The organism is Pseudomonas sp. Hz4 (assembly GCF_054898165.1).
The window spans coordinates 5,454,196-5,473,768 of sequence record NZ_CM142719.1 but is presented as its reverse complement, the minus strand read 5'-3'; the positions used below and the strand labels follow the sequence as shown (position 1 = coordinate 5,473,768).

The 19,573-nt window shown below is 61.1% G+C and carries 15 protein-coding genes; 6 read left to right on the top strand and 9 right to left on the bottom strand.

What is annotated here, in order from left to right:
• Positions 1-76 precede the first annotated feature (76 nt).
• From ACYZTR_RS25215 to ACYZTR_RS25205, 3 genes are all read left to right on the top strand, one after another.
• The gene (locus ACYZTR_RS25215) at positions 77-1,063 is read left to right on the top strand and encodes a GlxA family transcriptional regulator (protein WP_461974780.1); all 987 of its coding nucleotides are present in this window, start codon (positions 77-79) and stop codon (positions 1,061-1,063) included.
• A 177-nt stretch (positions 1,064-1,240) separates the two neighbouring features.
• Entirely contained in the window at positions 1,241-2,350 is a 1,110-nt protein-coding gene (locus ACYZTR_RS25210; protein WP_461974778.1) for a DUF3182 family protein, read from the top strand.
• Positions 2,340-3,098: an alpha/beta hydrolase family protein gene (locus ACYZTR_RS25205; RefSeq protein ID WP_449645114.1), complete on the top strand. Its 759-nt coding sequence runs from the start codon at positions 2,340-2,342 to the stop codon at positions 3,096-3,098. The genes ACYZTR_RS25210 and ACYZTR_RS25205 overlap by 11 nt, the downstream gene beginning before the upstream one ends.
• 11 nt (positions 3,099-3,109) lie before the next feature.
• Here ACYZTR_RS25205 and ACYZTR_RS25200 read toward each other — a convergent pair whose 3' ends face one another.
• Genes ACYZTR_RS25200 through ACYZTR_RS25185 form a run of 4 tightly spaced genes read right to left on the bottom strand, consistent with a single transcriptional unit; the run spans position 3,110 to position 7,098 of the window.
• Positions 3,110-4,099, bottom strand: a complete 990-nt coding sequence (locus tag ACYZTR_RS25200; protein ID WP_461974776.1) for a lysylphosphatidylglycerol synthase domain-containing protein — start codon at positions 4,097-4,099, stop codon at positions 3,110-3,112.
• The gene (clsB, locus tag ACYZTR_RS25195; RefSeq protein ID WP_461974774.1) at positions 4,086-5,381 is read right to left on the bottom strand and encodes a cardiolipin synthase ClsB; all 1,296 of its coding nucleotides are present in this window, start codon (positions 5,379-5,381) and stop codon (positions 4,086-4,088) included. Before clsB ends, ACYZTR_RS25200 begins: the two co-directional genes overlap by 14 nt.
• Positions 5,378-6,175 carry an endonuclease/exonuclease/phosphatase family protein gene (locus ACYZTR_RS25190; RefSeq protein ID WP_461974772.1) on the bottom strand — a complete coding sequence of 266 codons (798 nt, stop codon included), beginning with the start codon at positions 6,173-6,175 and terminating at the stop codon, positions 5,378-5,380. The genes clsB and ACYZTR_RS25190 overlap by 4 nt, the downstream gene beginning before the upstream one ends.
• Positions 6,172-7,098 carry a DUF72 domain-containing protein gene (locus ACYZTR_RS25185; protein ID WP_461974770.1) on the bottom strand — a complete coding sequence of 309 codons (927 nt, stop codon included), beginning with the start codon at positions 7,096-7,098 and terminating at the stop codon, positions 6,172-6,174. The genes ACYZTR_RS25190 and ACYZTR_RS25185 overlap by 4 nt, the downstream gene beginning before the upstream one ends.
• 280 nt (positions 7,099-7,378) lie before the next feature.
• On the opposite strand from ACYZTR_RS25185, the gene ACYZTR_RS25180 reads away from it, so the two are divergent.
• Complete coding sequence (locus tag ACYZTR_RS25180; protein WP_461974768.1) at positions 7,379-9,508, top strand: mechanosensitive ion channel family protein; 2,130 nt, start codon at positions 7,379-7,381, stop codon at positions 9,506-9,508.
• A 132-nt stretch (positions 9,509-9,640) separates the two neighbouring features.
• Here ACYZTR_RS25180 and ACYZTR_RS25175 read toward each other — a convergent pair whose 3' ends face one another.
• Positions 9,641-13,957: an Lhr family helicase gene (locus tag ACYZTR_RS25175; RefSeq protein WP_461974766.1), complete on the bottom strand. Its 4,317-nt coding sequence runs from the start codon at positions 13,955-13,957 to the stop codon at positions 9,641-9,643.
• A gap of 309 nt (positions 13,958-14,266) precedes the next feature.
• On the opposite strand from ACYZTR_RS25175, the gene ACYZTR_RS25170 reads away from it, so the two are divergent.
• Positions 14,267-15,151 carry a sugar nucleotide-binding protein gene (locus ACYZTR_RS25170; protein WP_046053235.1) on the top strand — a complete coding sequence of 295 codons (885 nt, stop codon included), beginning with the start codon at positions 14,267-14,269 and terminating at the stop codon, positions 15,149-15,151.
• Positions 15,144-16,073: an NAD-dependent epimerase/dehydratase family protein gene (locus ACYZTR_RS25165; RefSeq protein ID WP_461974764.1), complete on the top strand. Its 930-nt coding sequence runs from the start codon at positions 15,144-15,146 to the stop codon at positions 16,071-16,073. Before ACYZTR_RS25170 ends, ACYZTR_RS25165 begins: the two co-directional genes overlap by 8 nt.
• 152 nt (positions 16,074-16,225) lie before the next feature.
• On the opposite strand, the gene ACYZTR_RS25160 is transcribed toward ACYZTR_RS25165, so the two are convergent.
• The 4 genes from ACYZTR_RS25160 to ACYZTR_RS25145 all read right to left on the bottom strand — a co-directional run bounded on the left by ACYZTR_RS25160 (position 16,226) and on the right by ACYZTR_RS25145 (position 19,535).
• The gene (locus ACYZTR_RS25160; protein WP_461974762.1) at positions 16,226-16,924 is read right to left on the bottom strand and encodes an OmpW/AlkL family protein; all 699 of its coding nucleotides are present in this window, start codon (positions 16,922-16,924) and stop codon (positions 16,226-16,228) included.
• Between the two features lie 103 nt (positions 16,925-17,027).
• A complete protein-coding gene (locus ACYZTR_RS25155) occupies positions 17,028-17,546 on the bottom strand; it encodes a DUF3299 domain-containing protein (protein ID WP_461974760.1) in 519 nt (172 codons plus the stop codon).
• An 11-nt stretch (positions 17,547-17,557) separates the two neighbouring features.
• Positions 17,558-18,823, bottom strand: a complete 1,266-nt coding sequence (locus ACYZTR_RS25150; protein WP_461974758.1) for an ABC transporter permease — start codon at positions 18,821-18,823, stop codon at positions 17,558-17,560.
• A 1-nt stretch (position 18,824) separates the two neighbouring features.
• On the bottom strand, positions 18,825-19,535 hold the full coding sequence (locus tag ACYZTR_RS25145) for an ABC transporter ATP-binding protein (RefSeq protein WP_461974756.1): 711 nt from the start codon (positions 19,533-19,535) through the stop codon (positions 18,825-18,827).
• Positions 19,536-19,573: the final 38 nt, after the last annotated feature.

Genomic DNA, 19,573 nt, shown 5'->3' with positions numbered 1-19,573 from the left:
GTGTGGAATGAAGTATTGGGTTTAGCAGGCCGTCCGAGGATTGGCCGCACCGACAATAGAAGGGGGAAAACTGACAATGGACGCAGAAAGGGCAATCGCCGAGCTGGGCGTTTTGATCTATCCCGGCGCGCAGATGGCGGCGGTGCATGGATTGACGGACTTGTTCGGGGTGGCGAACCGGATTGCCAGCGAACATCAGGCTGCGCAATTGCCATTGCTGCGGGTCAGCCATTGGCAGGCCGATGGCGATCAGATGCCCGAGCGGGTCTACGACAGTCATCCCGCTCCGGACGGCACGTTGGTGGCGGTGTTGATCCCGCCGTCGATTGGCGGTTTTTCCCCAGGCCAGGCACCGCAGGGGTTGATCCGTTGGATGCGTCAGCAGCACGCGAATGGCGCGACACTCGGCGGGGTGTGCGTGGGGTCGATTTTGTTGGCCGAAAGCGGCCTGCTCGACGGTCGTAGCGCCACCACCCACTGGACCTCGGCCAACGCTTTCGCCGAGCGTTATCCGGCGATCAAGCTCAAGGCCGACACCCCCATTGTTGACGACGGCGATCTGATCACCACCGCCGGGCTGATGGCCTGGTCCGAACTGGGCTTGCGTCTGGTCAACCGTCTGTTGGGGCCGAGCATCGCCACCAGCACCGCGCGGTTTCTGGTGGTGGAACACAGCGACAGCGCGAGCGAGTGCGGCAGCAACTTTTCACCGATACTCAGCCATGGCGATGCCTCGATTCTCAAGGTCCAGCATTGGCTGCAAAGCACCGGAGCGACCGATGTGTCGCTGATGATGATGGCCGAGCGGGCAGGGCTGGAAGAGCGCACTTTTCTGCGTCGATTTCGCACGGCAACCGGGCTCAAACCCACCGAATATTGTCAGCACCTGCGGGTCGGGAAGGCTCGGGAAATGCTCGAGTTCACCAACGGCACTATCGATCACATTGCCTGGACGGTGGGTTATCAGGATCCGAGTGCCTTTCGGGCGACGTTCAAGAAAATTACCGGGTTGGCGCCGAGTGATTACCGGACACGGTTTGGGGTGGGAGCGAGTCAGGGGTGAGTTCCAGTCGTGCAAAATGCCGGCGTTCAAACCCTTGTCGTGCAGAATCAAACAGGCACGGTGCCATCATGTTTTTCGCAACTGGCTGACTTGAAAGCCGTTTGTCTTCGTCCCCCCTTGGCCTGATCTCTGCACCCCTTCCACTACATTCATCAAGCGCAAATTGAAGGGGGACGCATGACCCCAGCAAATCGCAAGAAACTAGTGGTCGCTCATTCCGTGCGCCCCGAGGCTCCGTTGCATGAAGTGGAAACCAATCGCGCACTGGCGCGTTGGCTGGCGCAGATTCTTGGGCTTAAATACGGTGGCAGTTACGACCCCGGACTGCATAACGGTCGAGACCTTTATCTATTGCCGACCCAGACACTTGTTGGCGCCGCTGCCGCCCGGCAATTAGGGGTCAAAGGGCCGGAGGATTTGTGGGGCGGTTACGTCGACCATGACTTCATCTGCACCAAAGCCATCAGTCACGGGTTATGCAACAAAAATGCTCACGCTCCGGAAGGCTGGTCGCCGTTGTTTTCCGAACGTGTGCGCAGCGTGGTGCTCGATGGCCTCAGCGTCTTTTCCCTGGAGGATGCGCGCCCTGCGGCAGAGCATCTGCTTTACAGCGGTCCGATCCGCATCAAGCCTATTCATGCCTGCGCCGGACGCGGTCAGGAAGTGATCAAAAGCCTCGACCAGTTCGATGCCATCCTCGCCAGATCCGACGCCGAAACGCTGTTCACCGAAGGCGTGGTGCTGGAACAGGACCTGGACCAAGTGATCACCCACAGCGTCGGTCAGACCTTTATCGGCGACAAGGTGCTGAGTTATTGCGGTGATCAGTACTTGACCAAAGACGGTCAGGGCGAGCAGGTTTATGGAGGCTCCAACCTGCTGGTGGTGCAGGGGTATTACGACGATTTGCTCGAACTGGACCTGCCGGACGATGTGCGGCTGGCGATCCGGCAGGCACAAGTGTTCGACAGCGCCGCGGATGAGGCTTATCCCGGTTTCTACGCCTCGCGGCGCAACTACGACATCGCCCAAGGTGTGGACAGTAACGGCAAACAGCGCAGTGGCGTGCTCGAGCAGTCCTGGCGGATGGGCGGTGCCAGCAGTGCCGAAGTCGCCGCCTTGCAGAGCTTCGTCAACGACCCCGGGATGCGCGCGATTCGCGTGTCTTCGGTCGAGACCTACATCGACCAGCCGCTGCCGACGGACGCCATCGAGGTGTATCGCGGGCCGGCGCAAAACAGTGACTTTCTTCTCAAGTACGTAACGGTTAAATCCTATGACGGCTAGAAGCGAAACCATTCAAATCGACATCGACGATGAACAGATGATCGGGACTTTTCTCAGCCCCAAATCAAAAGTTCCCGGCGTGCTCTTTGTGCACGGCTGGGGCGGCAGTCAGGAGCGGGACCTGCTAAGGGCCAAAGGCATCGCGGGTTTGGGTTGCGTGTGCCTGACGTTCGACTTGCGCGGGCACACCGGCGGGACGGGAATTGCGCTGAGTCGAGTGACGCGTGAAGACAACCTGCGCGACTTGCTGGCGGCGTATGACCGCTTGCTCGCGCACCCAGCGCTCGATACATCGGCGATTGCCGTGGTCGGCACCAGTTATGGCGGTTATCTGGCTTCGATCCTGACGTCATTGCGTCCGGTGCGCTGGCTGGCGCTGCGGGCGCCGGCGCTGTATCGCGATGATCAATGGCACACACCCAAACGTGACCTGGATAAGCTCGACTTACGTGATTACCGCCGCACATTAGTCCGCGCCGACAGCAATCGTGCGCTGCATGCCTGTTCGCAGTTCACCGGGGATGTGCTGCTGGTCGAATCAGAGACCGACGACTATGTGCCCCACGCCACCATCATGAGTTACCGCGCGGCCTGTCAGCAGACTCACTCGTTGACCCACCGGATTATTGACGGAGCCGACCACGCCTTGAGCGAACCTGTTTCGCAACAGGCGTACACCTCGATCCTGGTGGACTGGATCACCGAGATGGTGGTGGGCGAGCGGTTGAGCATTATCCAGTCATCGTAAAATTGCGGCTGTTAGTGCCTCGGTTTCTTCTCGATCCGCAATGACTTGGCCTTGGCCTCCACGATCAGGTACATCACCAGGGTAATCAGGAGCGGCAGGATGAAATAGATCGCTCGATAAGCCAGCAATCCGCCCACCAGGCTCCCTCGGGACGCTTCATGTTGCAGCAGCGCCACGAACACCGCTTCAAGCACGCCGAGCCCGGCGGGAATGTGCGTGATGACCCCGGCAATCGCGCTGATCAGCAACACCCCGAGCACCAGCGGATAATCCAGCTTGCTCGGTAGCAAGGTGAAAATCACCGCCGCCATCAGCGACCAATTCAGCGCCCCGAGGGCCAGTTGCAGCACCGCCATGCGCAGGGACGGCAGGTTGATTTCCACCCCGCGTATCGACCATTCCCGACGCTTGGAAAACTGACACGCCGCCAGATAACCCGCGCTCACCAGCAACAACAACACGCCCACACCTTGCAATGCGCCTGTGCTCAGCTTCCAGCCTGGTGGCATTCGCACCAGTCCGCTGCTGAACACCGCACCGGCAATCACCATGTAACCGAACCAGTTGGTCGCCAGGCTCAACCCGAGAATTTTCGCGATGTTGCCCTTGCTCACCCCGAGGCGCGAATACAGTCGATAACGCATGGCAATGCCGCCGACCCAGGCGCTCAGGTTGAGGTTGAAGGCATAACTGATAATCCCCACTGGCAGGATCTGCTTCCACGTCAGGTCCTGGCGAATATAAGTACGACCAATCAGATCGAAACAGGCGTAGACCAGAAAACTCACCAGGGTCAGACCGGCCGCGATGATCAGCGTGCGTACCTTGAAATCGGCCAGGGTGTCGAACACTTCGTTCCATTCGATGCGCTGGGCGAGCATCGTAATCAGCACGATCAGCGCCAAAAAAAACAGCATCGTCAGCGGCCGTTTCCAGCGGCTCCAGCGAGATTTGCTCGGGCTGTCGGCGTGGGCCGTCGGGTGTGCGTCAGCGCGGTTCATGGTGGTCGCTCCCGGCCGGATGGATGAACGGCTTCAGGCGTGGTTTATGCGCCGGCAGCCAACCGGCCCAGGCTGGGAAATGCCGCAAAAAGTGAAATACCAGAAAGCCGACGGTCATGTGCCAGATCCGTCCGCGCGGGGTTTTGTCGGCGGACATGGCCTTGCAATGGTTGTTACTCAGGTCTTCGAGGCGTTTGAACAGGTCGCGGTTGAAGGCGCGATCGCGGATCAACACATTGGCTTCCAGGTTCATTGACAGGCTCAATGGGTCGAGGTTGCTCGAACCGACCGTGCTCCAATCCTCATCCACCAGCGCGACCTTGCCGTGCAGCGGACGGTCGCAATATTCGTAAATCTGCACGCCGGATTTGAGCAGGTAGTCATAAGTCATGCGCGCGGCGAGTTTGGCCACCAGCATATCGGGCTGACCCTGCAGGATCAGCCGCACATCGACGCCACGGCGCGCCGCGTCGCGGATCTCGCGCAGCAGGCGATAGCCCGGAAAGAAGTAGGCGTTGGCGATCACGACTCGGCGCTGGGCACTGCGCAGCACCTGGCGGTAAACCTCTTCGATGTCGCTCCGATGCTCGCCGTTGTCGCGGTACACCAGGCGAACCTGGCCGTCATGATCGCTGAACGCCAGTTCCGAGCGCCGTTGCCTGCGCCGTTGCCACCAGTATTTGGCGCGAGCTGGGCGTCCGCATTGCAGCAGGGCAAAGTGATGAATGTCGGCCACCGCCGGGCCTTGTACTTCAACGGAGTAATCCTGTTTGGCCTCAGGGCCGAAGTCAGCCAAATGGTCGGCGGAAAAGTTGATGCCGCCGATGAACGCAATCGTGCCATCGACCACCACGATCTTGCGGTGCAGGCGGCGGAACCAGTTGGTGCGGATGCCCAGATGTTTCGGTGCCGGGTCGAAAATCTGGATGCGTGCGCCGGCCTCGCTCAGGGCGGCGAGGAACCCGGTGCTCAGCTCGCCACAGCCAAAGCCGTCGAGGCTGACGGTAATCCGCACGCCGCGTTGAGCCGCCTCGATCAGGATCTGCTGCAGTTCATTGCCCACCTTGTCTTCAAACAGGATGAAGGTTTCCAACAGGATTTCAGTTTTCGCCTGACGCAAGGCCTCGAACACCCGAGGGAAATACCCTTCGCCGTTTTCCAGCAGCTCTACGCGGTTGTTGCCTTGCCAGCCATATTCGACGTCGACCACGCTCGGTTCACGGATCGGCGGAGTTGTGGATAAGTGCTCCACATTGGTTTTATCCATCGATGGGCTGCTCATAGTTCGATCTCCACCGATAGCGGTGCATGGTCGGAAAGGTGTGACCAGGGCCGCGCGGCTAGCACTTGCGGATGACTGGCCTTGAGGTTGCGCACGTAGATGCGGTCAAGACGCAACGCTGGCAGTCGCGCTGGAAAACTGCGCGCCGGTTTGCCGTGGAGTTCGGCGAAAACTTCCCGTAAACCGCAGGGTGTGAGCAGTGCATCGGCACGCTGGCGCCAGTCGTTGAAGTCACCGGCAACAATCACCGGGGCATCGCGCGGCAGTTCTTCGAGGCGCTGGGCCAGCAACTGGAGTTGTTCGGTCCGGTGGGTTTCGCGAAGGCCCAAATGCACACAAATGGCATGCACTTCCTGGCCATCACCGGGCAGGCGCAGCACGCAATGCAGGATGCCGCGGTTCTCGTGACCGCTGATGGACACGTCGAGGTTGTCGTGGCGAATGATCTGGAATTTCGACAGCAGCGCATTGCCGTGATCGCCTGCCGGATAGACCGCGTTGCGTCCATAGGCGAACTGCGGCCACAGGGTGTCGGCGAGGAATTCGTATTGCGGTATCGGCGGCCAATTGTTGTAGCGCTGGGGATGATGCTCATGGGTGCCGTGGACTTCCTGCAAAAACACCACGTCGGCGGACACGCTGCGCACCGCTTCGCGCAACTCGGGCAGGATGAAACGCCGGTTGAGTGCGGTGAACCCCTTATGCGTGTTGACCGTCAGCACGGTGAAACGGCGCACGGCGGTGATGATGGGTCGCTGTTCGTCGGTGGTGCCGACCGGTTCGGGAATGCTCATGACAGCACTCCTTCGGCGGCCAGTTCACCGGGACGGGTGGCGAGGTCTTTATCCAAATGAAAGCGCTCCAGCAAGCGGCGGGCATCGAAGGGTGCGCGGACTTTGACGTCGTTGTCGAAATAGCAGAACACCTCACGGGACTTGCGTGCTTTGGGCTTTTGCCGGGGCGCGATCAGCTGCGGGTCGGGCGGTTGCTGGCCGTGGTGCCAGGCATCGATCCGGTCACCCCAGCGTTTCAGCGCCTCGGGGGTGTAACCGCTGGCATAGAGTTCTTCGGCACCGTGCAGGCGCAGGTAGACGAAGTCGCTGGTGAGGTCTTCGCGGTATGGCCATTTTCCGGCGGTGTCGGCGATGACGAGCGCAGCGTTGTAGCGTTTGAGCAGGCGGATGAATGCCGGATCGACGAAGCTCTCGTTTCTGATTTCCACGGCATGGCGCAAAGGCTTTTTCCCGTAGGCCTTCATGCTGGCGCGACCGTTCAGGCGCGATTCGTGTTGATGGGCGAGGGCGGCGGCCTCTTCGGTGTTGTGGGGCAACTGCTCGAGAAAGGTTTCGAACAGCTCGGCATCGAATTTGAAATTGGGCGGGAATTGCCAGAGGATCGGGCCGAGTTTGTCCTTGAGTTCCAGCACGCCGGAGGCGAAGAAATTCGCCAAAGGTTTGTGGATGTCACGCAGACGTCTGATGTGGGTGATAAAACGCGGGGCTTTGACGCTGAAGACGAAGCCCTCTGGGGTTTCTGTGTACCACTGGGCGTAGCGTTCGGGCCGTTGCAGGGCGTAAAACGATCCATTGATTTCAATGCTGTTCACCGCCCGTGAGGCGAATTGCAATTCACGCTTGTGAGTCAGCCCCTTCGGGTAGAAATCCCCCCGCCAGGGCGTGTAGCGCCAGCCTGAAATACCGATGTGAATCGCCGCCATATCGCCTCCCGTCTAATGGTCTTCGGACTGCCCCTGTCTTTTGATGACTGCGGGGCGTGCGAGAAAGTTTCGACGGGAGTACGGATGGTTAAAGCAGCTGGATTGATTGATGGAGCGCAGTGTCCGGGTTTGGGTTATGCGAAAAAATAGCGAGATTGGCATTTGATATGCCTCACGCGCAAAGATCGTGCCCACGCTCAGCGTGGGAACGATCGGAAACCGAACTTGCCTACACTTTCCCGATCAGTTCCTTACAGACCCTTTTGCAGGAGCGCCGCGTTTGTTCAAGTTCAAGACCGCGATACTACTGGGGGCGTTGTCGATTCTGGGCAGCAACGAGCTGGAGGCTGCCGCACTACCGGGTGTGCCGGCGGCGGCCACCGCTGCGACACCACTGGCACACCCCGAACCGCTGGTACAGGGTGGTTTGCTGGGTGCCATCAGTTCGAGCATTGAGGAAGTCCAGGGCAAACTCGATCTCAACGAGGACCTGCTCGACGCCTGGCGTCTGCGTGCAGACCGGGCGGCGGTGGAGGTGGATCGACTGGTCAATCATCCATCGGCCCGTTCAAGCTGGAGCGTGGCGGGGGATTTCCTGCTGTTGTCCTGTGTGTGGATGGGCGTCTTTGCGCTGCTCTGGCTGCTGGGAGGGCTGCTCGCCACACGTTTGTGCCAGAACCGCGTGCTACTCACTCGCGAGCGCGGTCAGGCGTTACTCGGTTATGTGTTGCCCTACACGGTTCCGGCGGTGGTCAGCCTGCCGCTGACACTCTACGTCAGCCACTTCTTGCAAGTGTCCGCCGGCCGGGCGCTGGCATTGTGTTTCGCTTATGCCACCAGCAGCGGCATTTTCGCCGCGTCGTTGCTGTTGTCGCTGGTGGTGCTGTTCAACGCCGGTCATAAGCGCCGGGCGGTGCAGATTATTCGTCAGCACAGCCCACGACCGCTCTTTTTGATGGGCTTTCTCGTGGCCTTGAGCGACGGCTTGACCAGTCCGCAGATCGCCCGCCTGCTCGGCGGCAATCTCACCAGCAGTGTTGCGGTGTTCACCGGGGTGGCGGCCTCGATCACCTTTGGTTTTCTGGTGATCAAAATGCGCCGTCCGGTCGCCCATCTGATCCGCATTTTGCCGTTGGCCCAGCGCCTCAGTCAGCCGGCCTTGCGTGAAATGCTGCGGATCTTTTCCGGGCTCTGGTACTGGCCGATTCTGTTGATGGTGCTGGTGTCAGTGATCAACCTGATCGGCATTGGCGATGACAACCAGAAAGTACTGCGTTGTGCGCTGTTTACCACGGTGTTGCTGATTGCGACGGTGTTTCTCAGCACGTCGCTGCATCACCTGTTCAAGTCGCGCAGTGAGTTGGCCGTGCGCCGCAGCAGTGCCTACAAAGAGCGCTTTCTGAGCCTTTCGCACGCGTTGCTGCGGATCGCCCTGGCGATTGTGTTCATTGATGTCCTGGGGCGCATCTGGGGCGTGTCGCTGTTCGAGTTTGCGGTGAGCAATTCGGTTGGCCGGGCGATCAGCGATTCCCTGAGCCGTATCGGTTTGATTTTCCTGGTGACCTGGATGGGCTGGGTGGTGTTGGACACGGCGATTCAGGAAGCCCTGAAACCACCCGTTAACAAACGCTCGGCGCGCCAACCCAGTACCCGAACCAAAACCATCCTGCCGCTGCTGCGCAACGCGATCAAAATCATCCTGGTGGTGATCTGCGCCATCACCACCATGGCTAACCTGGGAATCAACGTTGCACCCTTTTTGGCCGGTGCCGGTGTCGTGGGGCTGGCCATCGGTTTCGGTTCCCAGCAACTGGTGCAGGACGTGATCACCGGGTTGTTCATCATCATCGAAGACACGTTGTCGATTGGCGATTGGGTGGTGCTCGACTCTGGCCACGCCGGCACCGTCGAAGGCCTGACCATCCGCACCTTGCGCCTGCGCGACGGCAAGGGGTTTGTGCACTCGGTGCCATTCGGTCAGATCAAGGCTGTGACCAATCAGTCGCGGCAATTCGCCTATGCGTTTTTCTCGGTGCAGTTCACCTACGACACCGATGTCGACAAGGCTATCGAGTTGATCCGCGAGGCCGGCGATTCCATCCGCGACGATGCGTTCCTCAAGTACAACCTGCAAGGGCCGCTGGATGTGTTTGGTGTCGACAAGATGGACCTCAACGGCGTGGTGCTGACGGCACAGTTCCGCACGGTGTCGGGCGGGCAATACGCAGTGAGTCGGGCGTTCAACCAGCGTTTGAAAAAACTTGTGGATAACAGCCCGTGGGTGCATTTCGCGCAGACGTATCCACAGCAGGTTTTGATGTCCAGGCAGGCTGCGGAGCTGCCGCAAAGCGATGGGCTTGCATCGCAGCATTCATCGGTGTTGCTGCCGGATCAGCCGCGTACTCAATGATTTGTATTGGGGCTGATGGCCTCATCGCGAGCAAGCTCGCTCCCACAATGATCTCTAGTGTTCTTCGGTTTTGTATTCGCAGAAAAACCTGTGGGAGCGAGCTTGCTCGCGATGAGGCCGGTGCCGACAACATCAATGCTGGATCAGTTTGCTATGGACCTCAGCACTGGTCTGCTGATCCAACTCCAGCCAGAAAATCTGCTTGCCGGCAATCTCGGCACCGGCGGGCAATCCATCGCGATACACCAATCGATTACTCGCCAATGCCGGCACTTTTGTTCCCGGCAGAAGCGTCCCGGCGAGGTTCAGCGGATCAACCCCGCACACGGCAATCAAACTCCCGTCATGCGGCCGTCGCCGCACCTCGCGCAGTAAAGGAATGGCCTCGGGCAACGCAAATTGTTCACCGGCCAAGCCACTGACAAACCGCCCGCCGCGAATCTCGCCTCGAGCTTCCAGCCGATGGAAAGTGCGTAGCAATTCTCGCCAGCTCGGCAACCAATCCGCTTCACGTTCCAGCACACGCCAGAACACCACGCCGTAGCGCCGGAGCAAGGTCATGGCGATATGTTCAAGGGTATCGGTCGGCGTGGGCGCCGGGCGCTGGTTATCCACAACCGGCGCAGGCGCCCCGCGCCGCAACAGCGCCCAGCGCCCGGCATCGTCCATCCCGCCGACAAACGCTCCGCGCCCGCGTCGGCTGCTGCGATTCTGTCGCTTGCTGGCCGGGGTGATCAGCGCTCGCAGGCCGGCGAAGCTGTCGGCATTCACCAACCCGGCGCCGACCAATTCCTGCAAGGCGGTTTCCAGTTCCGAGCGCAGCAGATGAGCCTCGTGAATCAGCTCGTCGAAAAACAGCGCGCCGTGTTGGCTGAGTGCTTCATAAACTTTTTGTGTCTTGGGCGACAGTTCGCTGGCCGGCGTCTGCTCGGTCAACCCGCTCCACAACCCGACCTGACTGCGGGGCAACAGCAGAATCGGCGTGCTGCGCAACGCCGTGCTGGCGCTCTTGTTGCGCGCGGTCAAGCGAGTCCACACCCATTTGCCGCTACGGCACAGGTCATCCAGCCAACTCGCCGAATAGCCTTTGATCCGCGCTGGCAGGAGGTCGCTGTCCCAGGCTGAAGCAGCGGCGGGATAGCCTTCGAACTGACCGACTATCGCGGGCAATACTGCGCTGCCCTGACCCTGGGTCGCGGCGGACAGATGCTGCCAGTCGAACAGGAAACGCATGAAGTCTTGCAACGCCACGGGCTCGATTTCCCGCCGCAGACGCTTGACGGTGTAGCGGTGAATCCGCGCCAGCAGGTGCCGTTCGCACCATTCTTCCTCGCCCGTGCCGGGCGTGAATTGGCCACGCAGCACATAGCCTTCGCGTTCCAGTTGCGCCAATGCCTGGGTGACTTGAGTCGCCGGTATTGCGAGCGGTTCGGCAATTGATTTCAGCGGTAACGGACCGAACGCACTGAGCCGCGCACGAAGCACTTCGAGCACCGCTTCGTCCGGCGCCCAGACTTCATCGAACCCCGGCAACGCCTCCATCGGTGGCTGCAAAATCGCCTGAGGATACATCGCCTGCAGGCAGGTCAGTCGCTCCAGTGCCAACCATAGCGCTTGCCCTGCATTGATTGGCAGGCGGCTGGCGCGACCGCTGTCAGCCAGGGTGTTCAGCCAATCGAGCCAGTCTGGATTGGCCTGCGCCTCGACGTCGCTGATGCACGCGAGGCTCATCAACGCCTCATGCATTTCATCGACGCCGGTCGGCGTTGGCCAGGCTTCCTCGCGCACGGCTTGAATGGCTTGCGCATCCAGCGCGCCGAGGTCGTCGGTGGACTGCGGATCGCTCCAGCGACGGTTGAGTACCGCTTGAGTGCGGCGTTCTTCCAGCGGTGCATCGTCGAGAAAGGTGTAAGGCCGGGCGCTGAGAATTTCCGCAGCCAGCGGCGAGGGCGCTGGTAAATCGCGACTGATCAGGCGGATGTCGCCACGTTCCATGCGCCGCAACAACGCCAGCCAACCTTCGCTGTCCATGGCCTCGTGCAGGCAATCGTCGAGGGTTTGTTCCACCAGTGGATGGTCAGGAATTTCCCGTTCGCCCGCGAGGTTTTCCACGCAAGCAATCTGGTCGGGAAACACGCTGGCGATCAGGTCTTCGCTTTTCATTCGCTGGATCTGCGGCGCGACTTTGCGCCCGCCCGTATAACGCGGCAGCGCCAACGCCACCCCGGCATTCCAGCGCCAGCGCACACCGAACAGCGGCGCCTCGAGCACGGCTTGAATCAGGGTGTGCTCGGCGCTGTTGCTGTGCAGATAGCGCCAGACATCATCGAGTTCAAAGCTGTGGCTGGTGGACAGCGACAGGACGATGGCGTCTTCGCTGGCGGCAGCCTGCAGTTCGAAGTTGAAGGTGCGACAGAAACGCTTGCGCAGGGCCAGTCCCCATGCGCGGTTGATACGGCTGCCGAACGGCGTGTGGATGATCAGTTGCGTGCCGCCGGATTCGTCGAAAAACCGCTCCATCAGCAACGTGTCTTGTGACGGCAGGGCGCCGAGGGTCAGGCGCGCACGGGCCAGGTAATCGACCAGTTGTTCGGCACTGGCCAGGTTCAGGCCGAGGGTGTCGGTCAGCCAGTCGATCGCCAGCTGCAAATGACCGGGTGTGGCACCCAGCAGCTCATCGAGTTGCGCTTGCAGGCGGGCCACGGCAAACGACAGTTCAGCACTGCGGCCTGGGGCCTCACCGAGCCAGAATGGAATGGTCGGCGGTTGTCCCTGAGCGTCTTCGACCCGGACCTTGCCGGTTTCAACGCGCAGGATTCGGTACGAAGTGTTGCCCAATTGGAAGACGTCGCCGGCGATGCTTTCCACCGCAAAGTCCTCGTTGACGCTGCCGATGTTCAGCCCTTGGGGTTCCAGCACCACGCTGTAGTCGGCGTTGTCCGGGATCGTCCCGCCGCTGGTCACCGCGGTCAGTTTGGCGCCCCTTCGGCCGCGCAGGGTGCGGGTCACGGCGTCACGGTGCAAGTAAGCGCTGCGGATGCCCACGCGACCGTTGTAACCCTCGGCGAGCATCTGCAGCAGTGCCTGATAATGTGTTTCGTCGAATTGGGCATACGGCGAGGCTTTACGAAACATCTCCAGCAACGCCTGTTCTTGCCATTCCTGGCAGCTCACCTCGGCGATGATTTGCTGGGCGAGTACGTCCAGTGGCGCCTTCGGAATCTGCAAAGTGTCGAGTTCGCCGCGACGCACGCAGTCGAGCAGGGCGGCGCATTCGATCAGGTCGTCGCGGGTGGTGGCGAACAAGCGGCCCTTGGGCGTGCCGCCGACCTGGTGCCCGGAACGGCCGACCCGTTGCAGAAAACCGGCAATCGAACGCGGCGAGGCAATCTGGCAGACCAGGTCGACGTCGCCGATGTCGATGCCCAGTTCCAGAGACGCCGTGGCGATCAGCACTTGCAGTTCGCCGCGCTTGAGCCTTTGCTCGGCGTCGAGACGAAATTCTTTGGCCAGACTGCCGTGGTGGGCGGCCACCGCGTCCTTGCCGAGACGCTCGCTCAAGTGTCGACTCAGGCGTTCGGCGAGGCGCCGGGTGTTGACGAAAACCAGGGTGGTGCGGTGTTCGCGGGCGAGGGCGGCGAGGCGGTCGTAGACCAGTTCCCAGACGTCATTGGCCATGACTGCCGACAACGGCACGGGCGGCACTTCGATGCCCAGATCGCGTGGGCGGGCATGGCCGATATCGATGATTTCGCAGGGGCGGTCGCGGCCGACCAGAAAGCGCGACACGGCTTCGATGGGTTTTTGCGTGGCAGACAGGCCAATCCGCATCAGTGGTTGCGCGCACAACGCTTGCAGTCGCTCGAGGCTCAGGGCCAGGTGGCTGCCGCGCTTGCTGGCGGCGATCGCGTGAATTTCGTCGACGATCACCGTGCGGGCGGTACTGAGCATTTGTCGGCCGGAGTCGGAACCGAGCAGCACGTAAAGGGATTCCGGGGTGGTCACCAGAATATGCGGCGCGTTCTTGCGCATCGCCGAGCGGTCTTTTTGCGGCGTATCGCCGGTGCGCACGGCGGTGTTGATCTGCAGTTCGGGCAGGCCCATCGCGCGTAACTGCTCGGTGATGCCGGCCAGCGGGTTTTGCAGGTTGATCTGGATGTCGTTGGACAGGGCCTTGAGCGGTGAAACGTAAACCACCAGGGTTTCATCCGGCAGATGGCCGCCGTTGGCCAATCCGCGGTGGACCAGGTCGTCGATGACCGCGAGGAACGCAGTGAGGGTTTTGCCAGAGCCCGTGGGTGCGGCGATCAGGGTCGAACGGTGCTGGCGGATCAACGGCCACGCCCGGGCCTGGGCGGCGGTGACCGTCGGGAAGGTGCTGCTGAACCAGGCGCTGACGGCGGGGTGGAAGCCTGCCAGGGCGCTGTCCGTTGGGAATGGCAGATTCATGTCCTGATTTATGCGGGCGAGTGGGGGAAGTTGCAAGTACCGCTCGGGATCTGTGTCGTTGCTGAGGGCCTCATCGCGAGCAAGCTCGCTCCCACACGGGATCTGCGGCGCACACAAATCCAGTGTGGGAGCGAGCTTGCTCGCGATGAGGCCAGTAGCAGCGCCGCAGATCCAAGGTATCTACACTTTACGGATGACGGTTGCGCACTAAACCCGCAAAATGCAAGGATTCCGGCAACTATCGACGGCATCGCCCGCGAGCGGTGTCGATAAAGCCATTGTTTCAATCAGACTGGGCCTGCTGACTTTATGCGAATGCGCCTTATGTTACTGGGCGGCGGAAATGCCCTTGGGCAGGCGCTGATTCGCCTCGGTGCGGAGGAAGACATCGGCTTCCTCGCCCCCCGCCCACCGCAAGACGGCTGGGATGCCGCGACCCTGACGCAACTGCTCGACGACACCCGTCCGGACGCGTTGATCAACCTCGCCTATTACTTCGACTGGTTTCAGGCGGAGACGGTCAGCGAGCAGCGTCTGGCCGGGCAGGAGCGGGCGATCGAGCGTCTGGCCGAACTGTGCCAGCATCACAACATCGTTCTGCTGCAACCGTCGAGTTATCGAGTATTCGACGGCTCCCGGGCGACGGCCTACAGCGAAAAAGACGAACCGGTGCCCCTGGGCCTGCGTGGTCAGGCCTTGTGGCGAATCGAACAAAGCGTACGTGCCACCTGCCCGCAACATGTGCTGCTGCGATTCGGCTGGCTGCTGGATGACAGCCCCGACGGTACCCTTGGGCGTTTCCTCGGCCGCGCCGAACTCCCTGAAGAACTGTTGATGGCCGACGACCGTCGGGGCAATCCGACGCCGGTGGATGACGCCGCCCGGGTGATCATCTCGGTGCTCAAGCAACTCGATTGCTCAGCGCCGCTGTGGGGCACCTACCATTACGCCGGGCATGAGGCGACCACGCCGCTGGCCTTGGGTCAGGCGATCCTCACCGAAGCACGCGCCTTGCATCCGCTGGCCATCGAAGCGCCAACCGCCCAGGCTCACGCCGCGCGACCGGACGCCGCCGAAGAGCCGCAACACGCGGTGCTGGCCTGCAAGAAAATTCTGCACACTTTCGGGATCAAGCCCCGCGCTTGGCGTGCGGCACTCCCGGGCTTACTGGATAGGTTTTATCGCCATGGCTGACGGCCCTGTTTTAATCACCGGCGGTGCCGGTTTCATCGGCTCGCACCTCACCGATGCCTTGCTCGCCAAGGGCCATTCTGTGCGCATTCTTGATGACCTCTCCACGGGCAAACGCAGCAACTTGCCGCTGGACAATCCCGGCGTCGAACTGATCGTCGGCGATGTCGCCGATGCCGCACTGGTGGCTCGGGCGATGGTCGGTTGCAGCGCTGTGGCGCACCTGGCTGCGGTGGCGTCGGTGCAGGCGTCGGTGGATGATCCGGTGAAGACTCACCAGAGCAATTTCATTGGCTCGCTGAATGTCTGCGAAGCCATGCGCCAGGTCGGTGTCAAACGGGTGCTGTTCGCGTCCAGTGCAGCGGTCTACGGCAACAATGGCGAAGGCGAGTCGATCGACGAAGACACGCCCAAGGCGCCGTTGACGCCCTACGCTTCGGACAAATTGGCGAGTGAGCATTACTTCGATTTTTACCGTCGCCAGCATGGTCTGGAGCCGGTGGTGTTCCGCTTTTTCAACATCTTCGGCCCGCGCCAGGATCCGTCCTCGCCGTACTCCGGGGTGATCAGCATTTTCAGCGAGCGCGCGCAGAAGGGCCTGCCGATCACTGTGTTCGGTGACGGTGAGCAGACTCGCGATTTCGTCTACGTCGAAGACCTGGTCGACTTGCTGGTGCAGGCCATCGAGAAACCGCAGGTCGAAGTCGGCGCGGTCAACGTCGGCTGGAACCAGGCCACGACCCTCAAGCAAATGCTTGAAGCCCTTGAAACGGTGGTCGGTCAATTGCCACCGGTGAGCTATGCCCCGGCGCGCGCCGGTGACATCCGTCACTCGCGAGCGAACAATCAGCGTTTGCTGGAGCGCTTTACCTACCCAGAGCAGACACCGATGCGTGTCGGCCTGGCGCGGTTGCTGGGGCGATAGATCGTTCCCACGCTCTGCGTGGGAATGCCTCACAGGACGCTCCGCGTCCGCTTCGGCATGTGACGCGGAGCGTCCCGGGCTGCATTCCTTTGCTGCGCGTGGGAACGATCAAAAAAGGCGCCTTTCGAGGCGCCTTTTTTTGTGTGGCGGGTTTAGAACTTGTAACCCAGGCCCACCATGTAGATGAACGGGTCAACGTCCACATCGACCTTGGCGCGGGTGCCCTGCGCCACTGCGTTGTTTTCCACCGTCGCGGTGGTGTCGATGTCGATGTAGCGCACCTGGGCGTTGATCATGATGTTGTCGGTAATCATGTAGTCGGCGCCTACCTGGAACGCCATGCCCCAGGAGTTATCCGCCTTGAAGTTGCTGAAGCCGTTGGCGCTGGCTTCGCTGCCGACGTGCTCGTCATAGATCCAGGTGTAGTTGATACCGGCGCCGACATACGGCTGGAATGCGGACTTCGCGTCTAGTGGGTAGTACACAACGCTCAGCGTCGGTGGCAGGTGTTTCAGGCTGCCGAGTTTGCCGTTGGCTGCGCCCAGGGCGGTGCCTTTGATCTTCACGTCATGCTCGAACGGCGACGCCGCCAGTAGCTCGATCCCCCAGTTGTTGGTGACCATGTAGGCGAAGTTCAAACCCAGTTGCGTGTCGCTGCTCATGGTGGCCTTGCCACCCAGATCGGCACCCTTCAGCGGGCCCTGATCAACCTTGACGCTGGAGCTGTCGGCTTTCGGGTTAACGGTGATCGCACCGGCGCGAACGAGGATGTCGCCAGCTTCGTGGGCGTAGGCTAACGGTGCTGCGAGCGCGAGGGCAATCAGCGAAGCGCAGAGCTTGAACTTGTGCATGGAGGGCTCCAAAGGACGTTAAAAATATTCGATGTCCAATGGTACGGAGCCGTCTGGTGCGGCCTTTTGATTCAGCTCAATGAAACAGTGATAGGGGCGTCATTCACTCCGGCAGCTCATACACATAAATCTTGTCCGCTTCCATCTGATACCCCGCATCGGCCAATTCACTGCTGGATGCCTTGACCTGCAGCGCACCCTCGATCCAGTACGGCTGATACAACTCATCGAGCTTTACACCCACCTCGCTTTTGACGTGCACGATCTGGTTCGACGGCGGTGGCGGCACGTGAATGCAGGCGCCGAAATACGGCACCAGCAGAAATTCCGTGGTGCGACCTTCTTCACTCACTTCCAGCGGCACGATGTAACCCGGCAACCGAATGTTCTGGCCGTCGAGATTGTTCACCACCGGTGCATTCGGCATGTCTTGCTTGGCCGCGGGTGCCGACTCGGCGGCCAATGCGCTGCCCATCTGCGACAGGTCGTGCAGCGGCGTCATGTTCGGCACTTCCGGCGCGGCGTCCGGCGGGATCATTTCCGACCAGGTCAGGTCCTTCGGCTCGCCCGCCCATAAGGGCAAGGCGACCAGCATCAACAGCGCAAGCACAGCGCGGGGCATGTTCAACGTCCTCATAAACGGATCGACAGGCCATCGGCCAAGGATTGGCGGTACGCGCGCCAGGCCGGCACGCTGCCCATCAGCAACGCGGCGATCAGGATGCCACCGAGCAGCGTCCATTCATATTCGCTCGGCCAGGCCAGCGGCAAGTACAAGCCGTAATTCGCCTGCACGTAGCCCTGAGCCACGGCAATGCACACGTAAAGCAGCGCTACACCGGCGATTACCCCGGACAGCGCCAAGGCAAACGCCTCCAGCACCAGCAAGGTCGCGATGTGCCATGGCCTGGCACCCACCGAACGCAGAATCGCCATCTCCCGACGTCGTTCGTTGAGGCTGGTGAGGATCGCCGTGAGCATGCCGATCAACCCGGTCAGCACCACGAACAGCGAGACCACGAACAAGGCTTTTTCCGCGGTGCTCATCAAACTCCACAGTTCTTGCAGCGCCACGCCCGGCAGGATCGCCAGCATCGGCTCGCCACGGAATTCATTGATCTCACGCTGTAGCGCGAAGGTCGAAATCTTGCTGTTGAGGCCGAGCATGAACGCCGTGATCGCTTGCGGCGTCAGGTCCATGTTGCGTGCCTGATCGGCCCTGATCCGACCGTTGCCGCGCGCCGGCACACCGTTGTGCCAATCGACGTGGATGGCTTCCATCCCACCCAGACTGATGTGCAACGTGCGGTCCACCGGGGTGCCGGTGCGTTTGAGAATACCGACCACAGTGAACGGCTTGTCGTCGTGCTTGACCAGGCTGATCACCGCCACGCCGTGGGCCAGCACCAGTTTGTCACCGAGTTTGTAGTGCAGCGCGTCGGCCACTTCGGCGCCGAGTACCACTTCAAATGGGTCGGTGGCGAAGGCCCGGCCGTCGGCCAGTTCCAGGTGCTGTTGATGGCCGTATTGATAGTGCTCGAAGTACGCCTCGGTGGTACCCATCACCCGATAACCGCGATGGGAGTCGCCGAGGGACATCGGGATCGCCCACTTCACTTTCGGGTGGTTGGCGAAGTGCTCGAAGCTGTCCCAACGAATGTTGTTGGTGGCATTGCCGATGCGAAACACCGAGTACAGCAGTAGGTTCACCGAGCCGGAGCGGGCGCCGACAATCAGGTCGGTGCCGCTAATGGTGCTGGCGAAACTGGCCTTGGCTTCGGTGCGCACGCGCTCCACGGCTAGCAGCAGGCAGACCGACAGGGCGATGGCAAACGCGGTGAGGATCGCGGTGAAGCGACGGTTAGCCAGGCTGGCCATGGCTAGACGAAACAGATACATCTCAAACCTCCAGCGGCGTGGCGGCGCGATTGAGATCGGCCAGCGACAGGTGGCGATCGAACAGCGGCGCGAGGCTCTGGTCATGGCTGACGAACAGCAGGCTTGACCCGGCTTCGCGGCATTCGGCGAACAGCAAACGAATGAAATTCTCGCGAGCGTCGTAATCCAGGGCCGAAGTCGGTTCGTCGGCGATGACCAATTCCGGCTGACCGATCAACGCACGCGCAGCGGCCACCCGTTGTTGCTGGCCGATGGAAAGCGAATCGGCGCGGCGGCCGAGCAGGTTTTGATCCTTCAAACCCAAGTGGGCGAGGAGGGTGGCCGCCGCCTGATCGACGCTGCCGTGGCGCTGGATCGCCCGTTCAGCGCGCAGTTTGGAAAAGTGGCAGGGCAACTTAACGTTCTCGCGCACCGAGAGAAACGGCAGCAGGTTGAACTGCTGGAAGATGTAGCCGGTGTGATCGACGCGCAAGCGATCGCGGGCACCCGCACCGAACTCGGTCAGTTCCTGGCCGAGCAGCCGAATGCTGCCGCGATCGGGCTTCTGCACACCGCCAAGCAGGCCGAGCAGGGTGGTCTTGCCACTGCCGCTGGGGCCTTTGAGGAACAGGGTTTCACCAGGCATAAGGCGAAACGCCGGGATATCCAGCAGCGGCGGATGACCGGGCCAGCTGAAGCTCAGGTCGGACAGTTCGATGAGTGCTTGGGTCATGTGAAACCGGTCAGGTGATAGGTGAACCCTGTGGGATG

Bases quoted from the DNA above. Each gene is read 5' to 3' on its own strand.
- ACYZTR_RS25175 (WP_461974766.1), bottom strand. From the start codon at position 13,957: ATGAATCTGCCATTCCCAACGGACAGCGCCCTGGCAGGCTTCCACCCC.
- ACYZTR_RS25165 (WP_461974764.1), top strand. From the start codon at position 15,144: ATGGCTGACGGCCCTGTTTTAATCACCGGCGGTGCCGGTTTCATCGGC.
- ACYZTR_RS25160 (WP_461974762.1), bottom strand. From the start codon at position 16,924: ATGCACAAGTTCAAGCTCTGCGCTTCGCTGATTGCCCTCGCGCTCGCA.
- ACYZTR_RS25210 (WP_461974778.1), top strand. From the start codon at position 1,241: ATGACCCCAGCAAATCGCAAGAAACTAGTGGTCGCTCATTCCGTGCGC.
- ACYZTR_RS25205 (WP_449645114.1), top strand. From the start codon at position 2,340: ATGACGGCTAGAAGCGAAACCATTCAAATCGACATCGACGATGAACAG.
- ACYZTR_RS25215 (WP_461974780.1), top strand. From the start codon at position 77: ATGGACGCAGAAAGGGCAATCGCCGAGCTGGGCGTTTTGATCTATCCC.
- ACYZTR_RS25150 (WP_461974758.1), bottom strand. From the start codon at position 18,823: ATGTATCTGTTTCGTCTAGCCATGGCCAGCCTGGCTAACCGTCGCTTC.
- ACYZTR_RS25170 (WP_046053235.1), top strand. From the start codon at position 14,267: ATGCGAATGCGCCTTATGTTACTGGGCGGCGGAAATGCCCTTGGGCAG.
- ACYZTR_RS25145 (WP_461974756.1), bottom strand. From the start codon at position 19,535: ATGACCCAAGCACTCATCGAACTGTCCGACCTGAGCTTCAGCTGGCCC.
- ACYZTR_RS25200 (WP_461974776.1), bottom strand. From the start codon at position 4,099: ATGAACCGCGCTGACGCACACCCGACGGCCCACGCCGACAGCCCGAGC.
- ACYZTR_RS25185 (WP_461974770.1), bottom strand. From the start codon at position 7,098: ATGGCGGCGATTCACATCGGTATTTCAGGCTGGCGCTACACGCCCTGG.
- ACYZTR_RS25190 (WP_461974772.1), bottom strand. From the start codon at position 6,175: ATGAGCATTCCCGAACCGGTCGGCACCACCGACGAACAGCGACCCATC.
- clsB (WP_461974774.1), bottom strand. From the start codon at position 5,381: ATGAGCAGCCCATCGATGGATAAAACCAATGTGGAGCACTTATCCACA.
- ACYZTR_RS25155 (WP_461974760.1), bottom strand. From the start codon at position 17,546: ATGCCCCGCGCTGTGCTTGCGCTGTTGATGCTGGTCGCCTTGCCCTTA.